The following is a 16,733-nucleotide window of genomic DNA, read 5'->3' as shown; positions in this document are numbered from 1 at the left end:
GACGTTTCCTTTATCTAAAGGTGACGTCTTTTTTGTTGTGGATGTCCGTTCAATTTTCACATAATCTCGGATTGTAAGTTGGGGATTTGTGGTAAACTATTTGTAAAGCTTCGGGTGAGGAGGGGGTCACATTGGACATTCGGGTCGCCAAACCAGATGATGTGTATGGGATTGCGAGAGTGCGTGTGAACGGATGGCGTACGACCTATCGGGGAATCGTGCCGACTGAGTATTTATTGAAAGTTTCGTCCGGTTCCATCGAATGGGCAGAACGTTTGCGGACCGCCCTTCGTCGGCAAGAAGTAGCCGGCTTTGTGGCGATTGTCGAGGACGAGATTGTGGGCTTCATCCTATACGGAGAAGAACGGACAGGAGAGTACCCAGACCACACGAATGAAGTATATGCCATTTATATTTTAGAGAACCATCAAGGGAACGGAATCGGGTCCGCTCTCCTTGAACATGCCGTGCAATCGATGTGTGAGGCAGGGCTCTTGATCTGGGCACTTGAGATGAATCCGTTCCGTACATTTTATGAGCGAAAACAAGGGCAGGTCATCGACCAGAAAGATCGAGAGTTTGGTGAATTGATGCTTCGAGAAGTGGCGTATGGATGGGAAACGACCCGTCATGACTCCATCATGGGAGCCTAAGCTTTGAGACTGTAGAATGATCTACGGTCTTTTTTTGTTCCTAATTTATGGGCTATAACCGATTTTTTATTCAAGATTGATTCAGCTTTGCAGCCAACAACGTAATTTCCCACGGGATATTTTCACCGTTCCATCCTCTCTAGTTCTATAATGGAATTATCTATAATAATTTTACAATGGAAAATTGTCAATAAATCTATGTCTAGTAAGGACAAATATGGATGAAAATAAATGTAGAAACGAGGATACGGTGAATGATTAAAGGAATATACGAGGCGCACTTGCCGGTGAGTGATTTAACTGAATCAATTCGATTTTATGAGAAATTAGGATTAGAGTTGGCATTCCAAAATGAGAAATTGGCTTTCCTGTGGATTAGGAAAGGGGAGAGCTGGATTGGGTTATGGAAATCTGATCGAGTCGATATACCGTATCATCCATCAATCCGACACATCGCTTTTCGAATCGAGGAGCAGGATTTGGATGCGATTAAAGCATGGCTTGAGGATCAGGGAATTGAAATTCGTACTGCGTTCAAGATGACACCTGAACAGCAACCACTCGTCCTTCCGAATGCCCCGTACGAGCATGCGGCCATCTACTTTGAAGACCCGGACGGAAATTCGCTTGAACTCATCACGTTGATAGGAACAAACGCAGATGAAACTGCTAATGTGATTCCGTACGAAGAGTGGTTAAAAAAATAAAGAATGTACATAATTGATTCAATAAAGGAGAGAGAATATGCTATTCCATTATCATCTATGGACACCACATGTCGAAGAAACGGAGAAATTTTATGCGAGTCTAGGATTTCAAGTGTCCCAACGAATCGGAAAGAAAGATGGAGAATTCGAATCTTTTGCCCCACCTCTCGATTGGGACGACTTTAGGGACCAATCTATTCAGTTTAGAATCATAGAAATGAAGCAGGGAGCGACGAATATCACATTCGGTTACGGAAAGAAAGTGATGTTTGATCATATTGGTTTTTTAGTATCTGAAGAGGAAAAAGTGGATGTGTTAGAACGAGCAGAGGAAATAGGATTGACGGTTCAGTCAAATGAACGAAGAACGTTCATCCATACACCATACGGATTTCGAATCGAACTTCAGGACCATTTCGATGCTGTACAATCACTTTACGAGAATCGTATTCATCGATTGAATATTGAAACAAAAACGGAAGGTCTTGAAGAGGTATTGAAACAATTATTTAATTGTCCTGTCTCGCAAATCGTTGTAACTGAATCGAATCGTACACAGTTAACGCATGTAAACCTGATGGGTGATTGTGCGATTAGTTCAACTGATCCGAACGGTATTCAAATCATCCTCTCAGAATGATTAGTAGATGAGAATTTTTTAAAGGCGCAGAAAAAATGATAAATATTGATCAAGAAATCTTTTATGTTCAATCAGTCTTACAAAGAGTACTAATAAATGTCCCTTTGAATCAAAATGGAATACTGTTGTTCAATTAACCAATCTCTTCTATACTGAATTGAACAAAAAGTTCCAAAGGAAAACAGCTCATTCTCATGGGCACGGCGGACCAACATTACGTACTGGAACGAATCCAGCATTTCGAACAACTAGCATTGACTGAACTCGAGATTGTTTAGCAGATGAATCATAGTCTCGAGTACACAGGTAACACATACCAGTCACTTCGGCTACTTGAAACACTTCTCAAGCGAGTTGAGCGATTTATCACTTCCACATAGGTCGTGAACCGGTGGAGAGTTTCATATTGTGATTACTATTATCTGTATGGGAGGAGTCGACGTGAAATTTACCACTGAGCGTTTAGAAATCAGACCATTTATGGAGAAAGATTTGGAAGCTACATTCAAAATGTATAGAAAACCAGAAATATGCAGATATCTTTTGCATGAGCCATGGACGTCTGAAAACATGAAGAAAGAATTTGGTAAAAAACTAACGAATTCTACTCTTACCGAGACTAGTACGTTGAATTTAGCAGTCGTACATCAAGATGAAGTAATTGGGGATCTCACGGTTTGGTACACGGGTATGAAAGATACGGTAGAGATCGGGTATTGTTTTTCTGATTCACACTCAGGAAAAGGATATGCAACGGAGGCAGTGAGCGGATTGCTAAGGGAGTTGTTTGCGAAGCTCAATCTACATCGGGTACAAGCTAATCTCGACGCCAGAAATGTAGCTTCCCAGAATTTATGTGAACGGGTTGGAATGAGAAAAGAAGCTCATTTCTTGCAAGACTATTGGAATAAGAATGAATGGACCGATAGCATGTTGTACGCGATGTTGCACGAGGAGTTTGTAAGACAATAAACGAAATAAGTGAATAGAAAAGGAGATGACGTGCGTCATCTCCTTTTTTTACAGTTTTTCAATAACCGTTTTCGGCTCGACACGTTCTGTATAGTCAGCAGGCACATCACTGAAAGAAATCGTTCCATCGGATTGGATGATGAACGTGGCCGGTTTCGGCAACTGCCAATCTTCGTTCCCGTTATGTGCATCGACATTTAGTCCAGATGCTTTATAAATGTCAATCAAGTAATCCGGCATGTCAAACACGAGATCGAATTGACGTGCGACATTATTGCCGACATCACTCAGCACGTAAAAATCAAGTTCGTTCTTCTCTTTCGTCGAAAGGGAATAATCCGGCGTCTCAGGACTGATGGCGACAAGAGTCGCTCCTTTTTCTTGAATCATTGCCAATTCGCGCTGGTAAGCGCGGAGTTCGAGGTTACAATATGGACACCATCCACCACGGTAAAATGTGACGATGACAGGTCCATTTTCAAGCAGTGTTTTCAAATCGACTGCTGTCCCATCCGCATGAGGCAATTCAAACATCGGCGCTTGATCCCCGACTGTTAACCCTGACGCAATTCCGGAGTCTCTCAATTCTTGTGTCGCCTGAGCCATCAATCGTTGCTTCTCGGCAGGTGCATTTTGTTTGAACTGATCTTTATAGGATTTGATTTCTTCCAATAATGAATTCATCATTTGACCCCCTTTTCCGATATGGTAACTCAAATTTTAACTAAATACGAATAGTATGATTTGTTCAATCGAACACAACGGTGAAACTCCATTTCAGTTTGCGAAAAATAATTTTCGAATAATTCAATCAATTCTTCAGATTTAATGACTTTTGACCGATATGATGAATAACCCAAGGGGGATTCGACTCATCGAACTCGCTTGAACATTTTATTCGGGTTAGGAGATGTTTTATGAAACAGAAGCGCACGATTAGTATCAAGCAAAAATTGATTGTCTTATCCGTTCTATTATTGATTATTCCAGCCACATTGATTGGAATCGTCGCCTATTCGCAGGCGAAAGGTAAAATCGAGTCTCAAATGATCCAGTCCGCCAATTCGGGGGTAGACCGGATGAACAATGAGGTCACGAACCTCATCGAACCGATTCAAACGGACATCTCGTTTTTTGCGAATCGGATTGATAGTTCCATTTATGAAGAGGGAGAAGCGAATCAAGCGTTAGCAGAGAAGTTTACTGAGTATTTAGAGACACATCCAAAAGTGACGAACATCTACTTCGCTTCAGCAGAAGGTGCGATGACGATCTATCCTGAGCAGGAATTGCCAGAAGGATATGACCCACGCACTCGTCCATGGTATGAAGCGGCTGAAGCAAGTGGACAAGATGTTGCCATCACGAATCCGTACGTCGATGCCGCCTCTCAAAAAATGATGATCACGGTTTCGAAGAAGACTTCAGACGGTAGTGGTGTGGTCGCCGTTGACGTCGATGTGAACGATATCGCTGAAGTGGCATCCACCATTCAAATCGGGAAAGAAGGATACGTTGCCATCTTCGACCAGGCAGAACAAGTCGTCATTCATCCGTCGACGGCTGTCGGTGAAAAGATTGATGAATCTTGGACAGATTCGCTCTTTGCCAAGGAAGAAGGGACTCTGTCTGTATCGGAGAATGGGGAAGGTGTGGAGAAAGCATTCGTGACGAACCCAATCACCGGATGGAAGATTGCCGGTACGTTATATGACGGTGAGATTCAAGACGAGACGGTCGGCATTCTTTGGACGACTGGATTCGTCATCATCGGAATGTTCGGGATTGCAGCCATTCTTCTCTACTTCGTTCTCCGTTCAATCTTGCGTCCGTTGCGTTTATTGACAGAAGGAGCAGAACGAATCAAATCAGGAGATTTGACGGAGCCGATTACCGTCTTATCGAACGACGAAATCGGGCTTGTCTCAGAGAGTTTTAATGAAATGAGCGATTCACTTCGCCTAGTGTTACTCCGTCTCGATGATTCAATCAGTCAAGTTGCCGCCTCGTCTCAAGAATTGATGGCCAACTCGGCACACAATACCGCCTCATCAGAACAGATTGCCCGTGCAGTTGATCAAATGGCAGTCAGTGCCGATGGCTCGAAGCGACAACTCGACGACAATGCGACATCTCTTCAAGCGATCACATCGGGCATCATGCGAATCTCAGAGAGTTCAATGGACGTTTCTGAACTTTCACGCGAAACCTCGAATGAGGCGGAAGACGGTTCGACGACCGTGAAAGAGAACGTGAAGCAGATGCAGGCAATCGATGCGTCTGTCGTGACATTCGAGGGTGTCATTCACTCATTGGCACATCGCTCAAACGAAATTGGAGAAATCGTCACGGTCATCAATGGAATCGCTGAACAGACGAACCTGTTAGCCTTGAACGCTGCCATTGAAGCGGCACGTGCGGGTGAGAACGGCAAAGGATTCGCGGTCGTTGCGAGCGAGGTGCGTAAACTCGCAGAACAGTCACAGCAGTCGACGAAACAAATTGCGGCGTTGATTGATCGAATCAAGCATGAGACGGAACAGTCTGTACAGTTGATGCAGGAAGTATCTACTCATACGAAAGCCGGGTTGGCGTCATCTGAGATGACAGCAGACCGATTCGAGAAAATCAAGGAGCGGACAGTGGCGATGACACCACGGATTGAAGACGTGACCGCAACCGTCGAGGAGATTGCGGCGAACGTTCAGGAAGTGGCAGCGACGGCATCACAAATCGCCGACATCGCCGATGAGAATTCGAGCGTCTCGAAGCAAGTGGCGGCGACGACCGATGATCAATTGAGATCGATTGAAGAAGTATCACAGTCAGCAAAAGCACTCGCGACCATGGCCGAGGAGTTACAAGACCTCGTCTCGCGGTTCAAACTGTAAACGACAATGAGGCAGAGCGGAGCGCTCTGCCTCATGTTTTTTTATAGGATCGGACTAAGAAGGCGTGACACGCCTTCACGGGCGCGTACCGTCCATTTACGGGATTCATAATCTTCCACTGTATAAGTGCGACTGACCGCCGTATCGGTCTCAAATAAAGAAACGAGTTCGAGGGCGACCCGCTCATCATAGATGAGTGCGTTCACTTCAAAATTGAGACGGAAGCTTCGGGCGTCCAAATTTGTCGTCCCGACAGTCGCAATCTCATCATCGACGACGAGCGTCTTCGCGTGGAGAAACCCTTCATCATACAGATAGACGTTTGCCCCGTAGTCGAGGAGTTCCCCAAGGAACGAGAGGGACGCCCACATGACGAATGGATGGTCCGGTTTTCCAGGGATCATGATATCCATCTGAACGCCAGAATGGAGTGCCATTTTGCAAGCGTCCATAAAGCTTGTGTCTGGAATGAAGTATGGCGTTTGAATGACGACCCGTCGTTTGGCGGACATGATCATCTTGATCATCATATTCTTCAAATGTTCCGTATCCGAGTTTGGTCCACTCGTGACGATTTGCATCGGAGAATTTTCTTTAATGTCATGTCGCGCAAAGCAGAAGGCATTTTCAGGATCATGTTTACGGTGACCAGAATAATTCCAGTCCAATATGAATCGGTGTTGTAAATTGTAAACGACATCTCCTTCGACACGCAGGTGCGTGTCACGCCAATAGCCAAATTTTTCGACTAAACCTAAATACTCGGTACCGACATTGAATCCACCGACATAGCCGATTTTCCCATCGATGATGACGACCTTTCGGTGATTTCGGTTGTTCAACTTGAAGTTGATGATTCCGAGTGTCGGTGGGAAGAAGACACGCACCTCGCCATCGTTCGCAATCAACTCTTTAAAGTCCGAGTTCCGAAGACTACGTGAGCCGACCGCATCGTAGAGGAGTCGAACTTTGACACCGGCTTTCGCACGCTCGATCAACTCTTTCAACAGTGCCTGACCGAGAGCATCACGCTGGATGATGTAATATTGAATATTGATTTCCGTTTCGGCCGAGCGAATGTCATCCATCAGCGCTTTGAACTTTTGTTCGCCGTCGTGCAAGATGAGGGAACGGTTATGTACACTGATCAACGATTTAGAAGATCGTAAGTTCATTTGAAGCAGTTGGTCATACTTTTCAAACAGCGGCTGCGCGAGCTGGGTTTGGCGCGTATGAATTTGTTCAAGTTGCGCTTCGACTTGAAGCGAATGGAAGGAACGTTCTTCTACACTTAAATTATAGAAGTTATCCTTCTTAAGTTGTCGCCCTAGGAAGAGATAAACGATAAAGCCGAGCACTGGTAAGAAAAACAGGACAAGCAGCCAGGCCCAGGTCGCGCCAACGTCACGTCTTTCGGCGAAGATGACGGCGAGTGCGAACAACATGTTTAACCCGAGGACGATATAAAGTCCCCAACTGAAAATCATAGACCAATCCAACGACATACACCCCTTTATAATCGATTCATAGCTTAATCATACATCAAATGAGGGAATAGGATGCTATCAAATGAAATAGGGGGAGAAGATGATGAACATGGAAGTCGTATGGAAAAAAGGAATGGCGTTTGAAACACATACGCCATCAGGTCACACGGTGATCCTTGATGCGGCGGATGATGTCGGTGGGCTCGATACAGGACCTCGTCCGACAGAAATGTTGCTTCACGCGACCGCATCCTGTACAGGAATCGATATCGTGTCGATTCTGCATAAGATGCGCCAGCCAATTGAAGCATTCGAAATGAAAATCGATGGGGTGCGGTCGACCGATCACCCGAAACGCTTTACAGCCATTCACATCTTGTATATCCTGAAAGGCGAGTTATCGGAAGAACGAGTTCGGCGTGCCATCGAATTGTCCGTTGAGCGTTATTGTTCTGTATCGCATAGCCTCAATGCGACGTTGACGTATAGTTATCAATTGAACGATGGAGACGTCACTCCGTTTGATTTTCACGAGTGAGCAAGATGGTTGAAAGGCATATTGTTCTCCGTTATATTTGTATTTCAAATACTGTATAACTAAAGGAGGACGTTATGATTCGACTCGCGACGAAGCGCGATGCTAAACACATCGCGAACCTAATCGAACAACGAGCCGTAGCGCTAAATGAACAAGGAAGCGACCAATGGACCGAATATTTGGAACAGGACCTCGTAAAGCGTGTGCGCACTGACATTGCTGAAGGCAGTGTATATGTCTTTGAAGATGACCAACAAATTTTAGCTTCAATCGCATTGTTACCTCCAGATGAGTGGGATGATCACTTATGGGACGACAGTGAACGTGGACAATATATCCATCGAATCGTCGTCAGCGAAAAACTAAAAGGGCAGGGCGTCGGACAGCAACTCATGGAGCATGTCTTAGAGGAAGCCGATGAAGATGAACCAATTCGTCTTGATTGTGTCGCTGACAATGAATTTCTAAATGATTATTATCCACGTTTCGGTTTCGTCTTTGTCGATTCACGAAACGGGTACAATACGTTCGAATACAGATTGGATGAGAGCATGAGTGCATAAGGGTCATTAGACCCTTTTTTTGATATAATAACAAAAGCGAAAAGGAGGGTTTTATATGATTAAAACCATGTTGGTAGGATTCGGATTCTCGGCGAACACGTTCCATTTGCCGTTCTTAAAGGCCATTGACTCATTTGAAGTGAGTGGCGTCGTGTCTTCGCGCCCTGAAGAAGTGCAGGCTGAATTACCTGGTGCCACGGTATATGCGACATTAGAGGAAGCGCTTCAATCGGATGCTTCTCTATATGTCATCACGACACCATCGCATTTACATAAAGAGATGATTGTCGCATGTCTTGAGGCAGGAAAAGATGTGCTCGTTGAAAAACCAGCATTCCTGACAACGAAAGAAGGATATGAGTTGATTGAACTTGAAGCGAAATCGAAAGGCGTCGTCAACGTTTATCAAAACCGTCGTTATGACGGAGACTTCTTGACGGTTAAGTCGTTACTTGACTCGAACGAGTTAGGGGACTGGAAGGTGGTTGAATCTCGATTTGATCGTTTCCGTCCGAATGTACGTGATCGGTGGCGTGAAAATGCAGGACCAGGTTCAGGTATTTTATTCGACTTAGGAAGTCATCTGATTGATCAGACTCTCGCCTTGTTTGGAAAGCCAGATCGTATTCAAGCAGATGTGATGATTCAACGAGATGGCGGACAATCCGATGATGGGTTCCATCTGACATTCTATTATGGTGAAAAGCGAATATACCTTCGTTCGAACCCGTTCATCGCTGGAGAAACACCTCGGTTTGAAGTGCACGGCACGCAAGGAAGTTTCTTGAAATATGGACTTGATCCTCAAGAAGAGGCTCTGAAGCAAGGGAAGTTAGAAAGTGATCTTATAGAGACTGGTGTATTATCCAAAGAAGAGGTTTCGTCCATTCAAATCGAGAAAGGTAGCTATTTGGCGTATTATCAACAGTTAGCTTATAGTTATGAGGTACGGAAACCCGTCGTTTCATTAAAAGATGCAACATTGACAACCTACTTGATTGAACTTGCTCGTCAATCTAGTGATGCGGGTAGAGTCATTTCAGTAAATTGACATGGATTTGTATGGAATCGCTAATTTCGACAATCAAATTCACAATTGAAAAGAACGTGCGATGATTTCTTTGTGAACCGATTGATGCTTTTGAATTGTAAGGATAATCCCACGTGTGAAAATGAAAAATCGATGCCGCCGAACATTTTGTTCGAACGTGCATCGATTTTTTGATTAGGCTGCATCTTTTTCTGTCGATTCGACTTTTTCCGTATGACGGACAATCGGGAAATTTTTGAACAAACGACTTCCGATCAAGCCAAAACCGATTCCGAGGATGAACAGTACAACGGCTGTGAAGGTGACTGTTTGCCAATCGTTGAAACCATACATGACAAGAAGTCCCGGAATCCCGGCTGCCGAACCCGGTGCATCGTTGATCATACCGGTCATGGCGACAATCAACCCGGCGATGGCTCCACCGACAAAGTTGACACTGTAAATTGGAATTGGGTTAGCGGAAATGAGGTCAGCTTGCGTCAACGGTTCGATGGCGACAGAAAGCTGATCTTTCTTTGTTCCGATTTTCAATTGACGGAATAACAAGTAATTCATTGAGATGGACGCAGTCAACGCAAGCGCGGCAATTGCCATCGGTACACCTGTCAAACCAAGCATCGCCGTCAAGGCCATCGAACTGAGAGGCGACGTTGATACGACCGTGACAATTCCTCCTAAGACGAGACCCATGACGACCGGATTTTGTGTTGCTGCCAGTTCGATGACAGCTCCAATCTGTTCAAGTGTGTTTGTCACGAGTGGGTCTACCCCTGTCGCGACGAGACGGGCGAGCGGTGCCATCACGATGACGTAAAAAATCATATCGACGCCGGTCGGCAGATAGCGATTGATTCGAGTGCCAGCCAAAGCCAAAAGATATCCTGCAAAAAAGCCAGGAAGGATTCCGAATCCCGATACAGACAACCCGATCATCAAACTATAGACGGGGTTGATTCCAAGTGCGATGGCGACAAGAGCCGCAGCGGCAGGACCTGACAAAGCGCCAGCCGCTTGACCTACTTCTTCATAAAGAGGAAGTGGCAGCAATCCGCCGATTGCATACGCGTTGAACGCTTCGACGAGGAAACTCGCGATTGCAGCACCGGCCAATGCTCCCATCGCCTTCATTCCAAAAGGCGCCTTATAACTAAATAATGTGAACAAGGCGAGGATGAGCAGTAAAAGTGCGATTCCTTGAATAATGACCATAAACTCTTCCTTCTTTCTATCTCTATTTATTCATAATTTATTCTATATTCATGCATAGAAAGACTTCTGTAAAGCCATATTCAAAAGAAAAATTAAAATTGAACAATGATACCGGTTACAATTAGAAATTCCAAATCAAGAAAGCGTTTTCTTTGAAAAATGACATCAATTCTACAAGTTTGCACGTGTCGAGCCGCATGAGATTGGGAACAGATAGGGGAAAGACTTTTCAAAAAGTATTGGTCGAGGAGGATGAATCATGCAGAACGAAGACAGACCGTGGCATGCGCTCGAAGTAGATGAGGTGCGAACCCATGTGGAGACTGATCTTGAATCAGGTCTTACAACAGAAAGTGTCACAAGTCGTCAAGACGAATTCGGCAAAAACGTATTGCCGGAGAAAGAGAAAACCCCTGAAATTATAAAATTTCTAAGACAATTCAATGATGTTCTCGTGTACGTCTTATTAGCGGCTGCCGTCGTCACAGGATTCTTAGGGGAGTACATCGATACGATCGTCATCGTTTTAGTCGTCACGATTATCGGCGTCGTCGGATACCTTCAAGAAAATAAGGCAGAAGAAGCGCTCGAAGGAATCAAAAAATTATTAGAAACAAAGGCGACCATCGTTCGAAACGGCAAGCAATCTGAGATTGATTCAAGTGACCTGGTCGTGGGGGATGTCCTTGTACTTGCTGCCGGAGATAAAGTGCCGGCCGATGCCCGTGTCGTTCAAGCTGAAAAATTTAAGGTTGAGGAATCGGCGTTAACCGGAGAAGCGACGACTGTCGAGAAAAAATCGGACGTCGTGAAAGAAGACGCGGTGTTGGCTGACCGAAAAAACATGGTGTACTCGGGCACAAGTGTCGCAACGGGAAGTGCCAAAGCCATCGTGACGGCCATCGGTGAAGGTACGGAACTCGGTCAAATCAACGCTTCAATCTCAGAAGTCCAGACCGTCAAAACCCCTCTGATTCGTCAAACAACAAAGTTTGGTCAAACGGTTTCCATCGCCATCTTAATCATCTCCGTCGTGATTTATGCGTTCGGTTACTTTTTACGAGATTATGAGCCGGTCGAATTGATGCTGACGACAATCGGTCTTGCCGTTGCGGCGATTCCTGAAGGGTTGCCTGCCGTCATCTCTATCATTTTGGCACTCGGTGTCCGGAATATGGCTGAACAAAAAGCGATTGTTCGAAGTTTACCATCTGTCGAAACGCTTGGTGCTGTATCTGTCATTTGTACGGATAAGACGGGTACGTTGACGAAGAATGAGATGACGGTCAAACAAATCGTGACAGCGAACCATGATATCGAAGTCTCGGGTAGCGGATATGCTCCGAATGGAGATCTCGAATTGAATGGTCAACCGTTTGACTTGGATGATGATGAATCCATGATTGACCTGTTAACCGTCGGGAAGACGTGTAACGATTCGCAATTGAATGAAGAAGACGGCGACTGGGTCATCAACGGCGATCCGACAGAGGCTTGTCTGTTGACGGTCGCTGAGAAAGCTGAACGCCCAATTGAACGTTTAAAAGTTATCTCGAAGATTCCGTTCGATTCTGAATATAAATACATGGCGACGCTCGTCGATTACAAAGGGGAGCGAATGATTTTTGTCAAAGGGGCGCCGGACCGACTCTTTGATATGGCGTCGTCTGAAGACTTTAAACAAGACTATTGGGATGAAAAACGAAAAGAGATTGCCGACCGCGGTCAACGCGTTCTCGGTGCTGGTCTAAAACGTGTCGACAGTTCAAAAGCGTCAATCGACCATGAGGATGTTGAAGATGGTCTGACTTTCCTCGGCTTATTTGGAATCGTCGACCCACCTCGACAAGAGGCCATCGATGCGGTTGCCGCGTGTCGTGATGCTGGAATCCGAATTAAAATGATCACGGGTGATCATAAAGATACCGCTGTCGCGATTGCAAAAGAACTGGGCATGGAAGTGGAAGGCGCCCTCGAAGGTCGTGAATTGACAGATATGACAGATGAAGAAATCAAAGAGGCTTCCGTTCATAACGATGTATTCGCACGGACCAGCCCTAACGACAAGCTTCGTCTCGTCAAAGGATTGCAAGAGAACGGTCTGATTACATCGATGACAGGAGATGGTGTGAACGACGCACCTGCCTTAAAACGTGCTGACATTGGTGTGGCAATGGGGATTAAAGGGACGGAAGTAGCGAAAGAAGCATCTCAGATGGTTCTTGTCGATGACAACTTCAAAACGATCTATAACGCCGTACGAGAAGGACGACGGGTGTACGATAACCTGAAGAAAACCATTCTCTTCTTGCTTCCGACAAACGGAGGTCAAGCGTTGCTTGTGGCAATGAGTATCTTGCTCGGAGCGGCTGCACCGCTCAGTCCTGTGCAGATTTTATGGGTCAACATGGTTGTCGCGATTACTCTCTCTTTAGCAATCGCTTTCGAACCACTCGAAGAGAGTACGATGAAACGACCGCCACGTCCGGCCAATGTGCCGCTACTCAGCCGATACTATATTTTCCGCGTCACCTTCGTTTCAATTATTATCGGGGGCGGTAGTTTATGGATCAACTATATGCTGGGGGATTTCGACTACTCGACCGAGAAATTACAAACCATCACCTTGAATGCCATCGTCATGGCCCAGCTCTTCCACTTGTATAACTGTCGTACGGAGTTGGCACCAGCATTCAACCGTCATTTCTTTGACAATAAGATTGCGTTTCTCGTATCAGCTTTACTCATTGCCCTACAATTGTTCATCACGTACGTACCGTTTATGCATACGTTATTCGGTACCGCTCCATTAACGTGGGAAGATTGGATTTATCCTGTGGCATTTGGTGCCGTCGTCTTTATCATCGTTGAAATTGAAAAGGCGATCTCCAGACGTGTCATCGGCAACCGGAATATACACTGATACGTTTCATTCATGTGAAAAAAGGATAAACAAGTGGAGTAAACATGAAGGAGGGATACGATGAAGCGTGACGAATCACAACCAGGGGTTCACCCGGATCCGCTACCGGATGACGAGTCGGATCCGGCGAAAAAACCGGCTCCGACACAGCATCCTGACCCTGATCCAGAGGAAGAATCTAACGAATAAATCGTGTAACAGTCAAAAGATCCTGCTAGCACAATGAGCTAGCAGGATCTTTTTGAGTTGGTTTATGATGTTGACTTTACAGAGCGGCTGTTTTGTAGCCGATTGAATGTCTTCTCGTTCATATGCTCCGTGATGACAAAATCACCGACTGGGCATTCCCATTTCCCTTTTTCGACAACACATTCGCGCAATGTCACTTGGTCATCGTATAAATCTAGTTCCAATGTGTCTTTCAAAAATTGATCGACTTTTTGGTTTGGAACTTTTACATATTCATTGAATTCGAGTTCTTCATTCTTGACAGTCACGTAAGAAGTGACTTGGAAATAACGCATGTGATGGTCTCCTTCATTAAAAACTAATTTCTAGTATAGCCGTTTTTGATGAAAAATGGGTGCTCAATGTTTCATTTCAGCCCGTTCACGCTTTGGAGGTGCTTCATTGAACGGTTTTTGATGACGAATCATGAGCCAAAAAATGAGACCGAACAACGGGATGTAAGGGAGCGGCCATAAACTCATTTTATAGCGTTTCGCGTCCCGATTCATTAACGTGATTTGAATGAATGCCAACAAAAAGAAATCAACGGTCATTGTTCGAACAAATTGATTGTTCTCCACATATGACCAGTATTCTGCAACATTTCCGGTATTGGCTGCAGCGATGAACAACCCGATTGTCACCAGTAAAAGCACAACGCCGAGGATGCGGGTCGGCAGTGGTTTGACCGGCGTCGGATAAGGTGACTGTCTCGCAAAAGCTAAATAAGGAGCGAGTAGAAATCCCCCAACGAAAAAACTGGTGACAGCGGCGATGAGTGGATTCGGTTTGAGCTGATTCACTTCTGACCAAAGAAGTGGAAACATCGCCAGGGGAAACACCCCTAAGATACTAAAGAGTGATAGAGAATAGCCTTCGTACGCCTCGGTATTATAAGTCACAAAATCGAGAAGAAAGCGTCCGTCGAACGGGACATTTGGACCGATGACGGCGAATGCAATTGCCAGTCCCCAAGGAATCAATAAGAATTTTCTTGTCATACGAACACCTCGTCAATGGTTGATAGTTGTAGTATACCCTCTTTTGGAGACACGAAAAAATGAGAAGATGCCTGACGCATGTTCTCATTTATTTTCACGTGCATACGTTTTAATCATCGTGACGAGTTGCTGAGTTTCGTCAGCCTTCACATCAAGCATGATCCCATAATCATACAGCGAGCCTGTTTGGCCACGGTGTCTGACATGTCCCATGAGTTCGATCGGTTGAAGCGTCGGAACGAGGTCGAAAAGAAAATGGACCTGTAAATCATCAGAGAGCGGGAAGAGGTAGTCCGATCGCAATTTTAATCCATGAGAACTTACATTGAGAAGCAATCCTTCCCCATCATAGAGTTCTTTTTCTTCCCATACAAGTCGATAAGGGATGGTACGGGGATTCGGTAGGATATAGCGGAACGTCTCCTGTCGGCGATAACGCATCAATTCACCCCATTTCTTTACTTCTTTTATCGGCAAAATTGAATTTAAAATGAAGTGGAAGATTGTATAAAATTATAGTGTACTCGCTTTACAAATGTGAAAGCGTTTTCTATAATGATTGTACGATTTGAATAGGGAGGAGATCAGATGAATGTACATGATTTACTCCGACGTTACTCGATTCAAACACCAGTCATCTATGAAAAAAAACGTAACGGGGAGTGGGTTAAACTCGAGCGCTTACCTGCTTATACCATTCTTGAAGTCGAAACGAACGATCATACCATCGAGGCGGTTGCGATTGATGCATTCAAAGCGATTACCGTCTGTCGAGAGTCGGCGTCGATTGAAGAAGCTCGTCCGTATGCTGTGCGTATCCAGATTGAACGACTATAAGAAAAGCCGTAACTTCATGTTGAAGTTACGGCTTTTCTTTATGCTGCATCCTGTTCGGTTTCGTCTTGTGGATTTGTTCGTTTTGCGTAATACATAAACGGTGTCGCCATCCACGCGATCACAAACTTCGCCACGTATGTCGTGATAAAGATATTCCACCAAATGTCCCATTCCATTCCCCAAAATGCGATGATGCAGAACGTGAACGTATCAATCAGTTGAGATAAGACGGTCGAACCTGTCGTACGAAGCCAAAGCTTCTTCTCGCCAGTTTTTGCGCGAATCTTCGAATAGACGAAGACATCGAACAATTGAGAGACCAAATAGGCAGCAAGGCTACCGAGTGTGATCAATGGCAGCATCGAGAAGAGTGCCTCGAAGCTTTCGTGCATGAACAGTGCCTCTTCAAACGGCTCATATAACAGTGCGTATTGCATGAGTACCGTTGAGACGATCAAGATGAAAAATCCGAGCCATACGCCTTTACGGGCAGCCGCTCGCCCATGTTTTTCGTTCAAAATATCGGTTGCCAAGTAGAGCGAACCGTAAACGATGTTACCGAGCGTGAAAATGTATCCGCCAATTACAATCTGTTGCGTGACTTGGATGTTTGCAACGACTGAAGCCATCGCAATCCAAGCATATAAGCCGACTCGTCCGAATAACTTGTAACTGAGGACGAGTAGTCCGAGTGTAAGGATGGCAGAAGGAATCCATAACCATTCGTTTAGCATGAATCATGCTCCTTCCTCTAACTATTCAATGATTTCAACTTTTCAAGTTTATAGAGGAACGGAAATGATGTCAAGGAAAGGGGGGAGGGTCCACTCAGGTAAACACCGAAAAATTATAAAACCTTCTTCTATATTAAAAGTGCTTGGGAAACTCCCTGTTAAGTGCAATCGTTCGACAAAATAAAAAACGATTCTACAAATCGTAGGTCGAGACATGAAAAAAACGAAAACTGTGCCATTTCTGTGCCACACCAAAAAGAAAGCACCTCCTGTCATAAACAGGAAGTGCTCTAAACCGC

General features: G+C 45.0%; 18 protein-coding genes. 11 read left to right on the top strand and 7 right to left on the bottom strand.

The window, feature by feature from the left end; genetic code table 11:
- Window positions 1-131 precede the first annotated feature (131 nt).
- The 4 genes from KNO79_RS07065 (at window position 132) to KNO79_RS07050 (ending at window position 2,972) form a co-directional block, all read left to right on the top strand.
- Entirely contained in the window at window positions 132-653 is a 522-nt protein-coding gene (locus KNO79_RS07065; protein WP_159562242.1) for a GNAT family N-acetyltransferase, read from the top strand.
- A 254-nt stretch (window positions 654-907) separates the two neighbouring features.
- On the top strand, window positions 908-1,360 hold the full coding sequence (locus KNO79_RS07060) for a VOC family protein (protein ID WP_214690959.1): 453 nt from the start codon (window positions 908-910) through the stop codon (window positions 1,358-1,360).
- A gap of 37 nt (window positions 1,361-1,397) precedes the next feature.
- Window positions 1,398-2,000, top strand: coding sequence for a VOC family protein (locus tag KNO79_RS07055; protein WP_214690958.1), 603 nt, complete (start codon window positions 1,398-1,400; stop codon window positions 1,998-2,000).
- Between the two features lie 441 nt (window positions 2,001-2,441).
- A complete protein-coding gene (locus KNO79_RS07050) occupies window positions 2,442-2,972 on the top strand; it encodes a GNAT family N-acetyltransferase (protein ID WP_214690957.1) in 531 nt (176 codons plus the stop codon).
- 48 nt (window positions 2,973-3,020) lie between these two features.
- Here KNO79_RS07050 and KNO79_RS07045 read toward each other — a convergent pair whose 3' ends face one another.
- The gene (locus KNO79_RS07045) at window positions 3,021-3,656 is read right to left on the bottom strand and encodes a peroxiredoxin-like family protein (protein ID WP_214690956.1); all 636 of its coding nucleotides are present in this window, start codon (window positions 3,654-3,656) and stop codon (window positions 3,021-3,023) included.
- A 233-nt stretch (window positions 3,657-3,889) separates the two neighbouring features.
- Here KNO79_RS07045 and KNO79_RS07040 point away from each other — a divergent pair, with 233 nt between their 5' ends.
- Window positions 3,890-5,863 (top strand): methyl-accepting chemotaxis protein, encoded by a 1,974-nt coding sequence (locus tag KNO79_RS07040; RefSeq protein WP_214690955.1) that lies wholly within the window; start codon window positions 3,890-3,892, stop codon window positions 5,861-5,863.
- Between the two features lie 41 nt (window positions 5,864-5,904).
- Here KNO79_RS07040 and cls read toward each other — a convergent pair whose 3' ends face one another.
- Complete coding sequence (gene cls / locus KNO79_RS07035) at window positions 5,905-7,368, bottom strand: cardiolipin synthase (RefSeq protein WP_031423806.1); 1,464 nt, start codon at window positions 7,366-7,368, stop codon at window positions 5,905-5,907.
- A gap of 85 nt (window positions 7,369-7,453) precedes the next feature.
- Between cls and KNO79_RS07030 the strand changes: the two genes are divergently transcribed.
- From KNO79_RS07030 to KNO79_RS07020, 3 genes are all read left to right on the top strand, one after another.
- Window positions 7,454-7,888 carry an OsmC family protein gene (locus KNO79_RS07030; RefSeq protein WP_374193972.1) on the top strand — a complete coding sequence of 145 codons (435 nt, stop codon included), beginning with the start codon at window positions 7,454-7,456 and terminating at the stop codon, window positions 7,886-7,888.
- Window positions 7,889-7,962: 74 nt separating this feature from the next.
- Window positions 7,963-8,451 carry a GNAT family N-acetyltransferase gene (locus tag KNO79_RS07025; RefSeq protein WP_214690953.1) on the top strand — a complete coding sequence of 163 codons (489 nt, stop codon included), beginning with the start codon at window positions 7,963-7,965 and terminating at the stop codon, window positions 8,449-8,451.
- A gap of 55 nt (window positions 8,452-8,506) precedes the next feature.
- The gene (locus KNO79_RS07020; RefSeq protein ID WP_159562248.1) at window positions 8,507-9,502 is read left to right on the top strand and encodes a Gfo/Idh/MocA family protein; all 996 of its coding nucleotides are present in this window, start codon (window positions 8,507-8,509) and stop codon (window positions 9,500-9,502) included.
- 174 nt (window positions 9,503-9,676) lie between these two features.
- Here KNO79_RS07020 and KNO79_RS07015 read toward each other — a convergent pair whose 3' ends face one another.
- A complete protein-coding gene (locus KNO79_RS07015; protein WP_214690952.1) occupies window positions 9,677-10,711 on the bottom strand; it encodes a PTS sugar transporter subunit IIC in 1,035 nt (344 codons plus the stop codon).
- A gap of 259 nt (window positions 10,712-10,970) precedes the next feature.
- On the opposite strand from KNO79_RS07015, the gene KNO79_RS07010 reads away from it, so the two are divergent.
- A complete protein-coding gene (locus KNO79_RS07010) occupies window positions 10,971-13,634 on the top strand; it encodes a cation-transporting P-type ATPase (RefSeq protein ID WP_196430670.1) in 2,664 nt (887 codons plus the stop codon).
- A gap of 60 nt (window positions 13,635-13,694) precedes the next feature.
- Window positions 13,695-13,823: a hypothetical protein gene (locus KNO79_RS15635; RefSeq protein ID WP_255541905.1), complete on the top strand. Its 129-nt coding sequence runs from the start codon at window positions 13,695-13,697 to the stop codon at window positions 13,821-13,823.
- Window positions 13,824-13,885: 62 nt separating this feature from the next.
- On the opposite strand, the gene KNO79_RS07005 is transcribed toward KNO79_RS15635, so the two are convergent.
- The 3 genes from KNO79_RS07005 to KNO79_RS06995 all read right to left on the bottom strand — a co-directional run bounded on the left by KNO79_RS07005 (window position 13,886) and on the right by KNO79_RS06995 (window position 15,304).
- The gene (locus KNO79_RS07005) at window positions 13,886-14,158 is read right to left on the bottom strand and encodes a hypothetical protein (protein WP_074037074.1); all 273 of its coding nucleotides are present in this window, start codon (window positions 14,156-14,158) and stop codon (window positions 13,886-13,888) included.
- Between the two features lie 63 nt (window positions 14,159-14,221).
- Window positions 14,222-14,863 (bottom strand): hypothetical protein, encoded by a 642-nt coding sequence (locus KNO79_RS07000; protein WP_078146855.1) that lies wholly within the window; start codon window positions 14,861-14,863, stop codon window positions 14,222-14,224.
- Window positions 14,864-14,947: 84 nt separating this feature from the next.
- Window positions 14,948-15,304 carry a PilZ domain-containing protein gene (locus KNO79_RS06995; RefSeq protein ID WP_012726233.1) on the bottom strand — a complete coding sequence of 119 codons (357 nt, stop codon included), beginning with the start codon at window positions 15,302-15,304 and terminating at the stop codon, window positions 14,948-14,950.
- Window positions 15,305-15,451: 147 nt separating this feature from the next.
- Here KNO79_RS06995 and KNO79_RS06990 point away from each other — a divergent pair, with 147 nt between their 5' ends.
- Window positions 15,452-15,700 carry a hypothetical protein gene (locus KNO79_RS06990; RefSeq protein WP_214690951.1) on the top strand — a complete coding sequence of 83 codons (249 nt, stop codon included), beginning with the start codon at window positions 15,452-15,454 and terminating at the stop codon, window positions 15,698-15,700.
- Window positions 15,701-15,738: 38 nt separating this feature from the next.
- Here KNO79_RS06990 and KNO79_RS06985 read toward each other — a convergent pair whose 3' ends face one another.
- Entirely contained in the window at window positions 15,739-16,434 is a 696-nt protein-coding gene (locus KNO79_RS06985; protein ID WP_078146857.1) for a queuosine precursor transporter, read from the bottom strand.
- Between the last annotated feature and the right edge of the window lie 299 nt (window positions 16,435-16,733).

It is taken from the genome of Exiguobacterium sp. s43, assembly GCF_018617255.1.
GTDB lineage: Bacteria > Bacillota > Bacilli > Exiguobacteriales > Exiguobacteriaceae > Exiguobacterium > Exiguobacterium profundum.
This window is presented reverse-complemented; position numbering and strand designations above follow the sequence as displayed.

Coding starts and splice junctions, on each gene's coding strand:
- KNO79_RS07030 (WP_374193972.1), top strand. CDS start 7,454: ATGAACATGGAAGTCGTATGGAAAAAAGGAATGGCGTTTGAAACACAT.
- KNO79_RS07045 (WP_214690956.1), bottom strand. CDS start 3,656: ATGAATTCATTATTGGAAGAAATCAAATCCTATAAAGATCAGTTCAAA.
- KNO79_RS07055 (WP_214690958.1), top strand. CDS start 1,398: ATGCTATTCCATTATCATCTATGGACACCACATGTCGAAGAAACGGAG.
- KNO79_RS06985 (WP_078146857.1), bottom strand. CDS start 16,434: ATGCTAAACGAATGGTTATGGATTCCTTCTGCCATCCTTACACTCGGA.
- KNO79_RS07060 (WP_214690959.1), top strand. CDS start 908: ATGATTAAAGGAATATACGAGGCGCACTTGCCGGTGAGTGATTTAACT.
- KNO79_RS06995 (WP_012726233.1), bottom strand. CDS start 15,304: ATGCGTTATCGCCGACAGGAGACGTTCCGCTATATCCTACCGAATCCC.
- KNO79_RS15635 (WP_255541905.1), top strand. CDS start 13,695: ATGAAGCGTGACGAATCACAACCAGGGGTTCACCCGGATCCGCTACCG.
- cls (WP_031423806.1), bottom strand. CDS start 7,368: ATGTCGTTGGATTGGTCTATGATTTTCAGTTGGGGACTTTATATCGTC.
- KNO79_RS07005 (WP_074037074.1), bottom strand. CDS start 14,158: ATGCGTTATTTCCAAGTCACTTCTTACGTGACTGTCAAGAATGAAGAA.
- KNO79_RS07025 (WP_214690953.1), top strand. CDS start 7,963: ATGATTCGACTCGCGACGAAGCGCGATGCTAAACACATCGCGAACCTA.
- KNO79_RS07040 (WP_214690955.1), top strand. CDS start 3,890: ATGAAACAGAAGCGCACGATTAGTATCAAGCAAAAATTGATTGTCTTA.
- KNO79_RS07015 (WP_214690952.1), bottom strand. CDS start 10,711: ATGGTCATTATTCAAGGAATCGCACTTTTACTGCTCATCCTCGCCTTG.
- KNO79_RS06990 (WP_214690951.1), top strand. CDS start 15,452: ATGAATGTACATGATTTACTCCGACGTTACTCGATTCAAACACCAGTC.
- KNO79_RS07020 (WP_159562248.1), top strand. CDS start 8,507: ATGATTAAAACCATGTTGGTAGGATTCGGATTCTCGGCGAACACGTTC.
- KNO79_RS07000 (WP_078146855.1), bottom strand. CDS start 14,863: ATGACAAGAAAATTCTTATTGATTCCTTGGGGACTGGCAATTGCATTC.
- KNO79_RS07010 (WP_196430670.1), top strand. CDS start 10,971: ATGCAGAACGAAGACAGACCGTGGCATGCGCTCGAAGTAGATGAGGTG.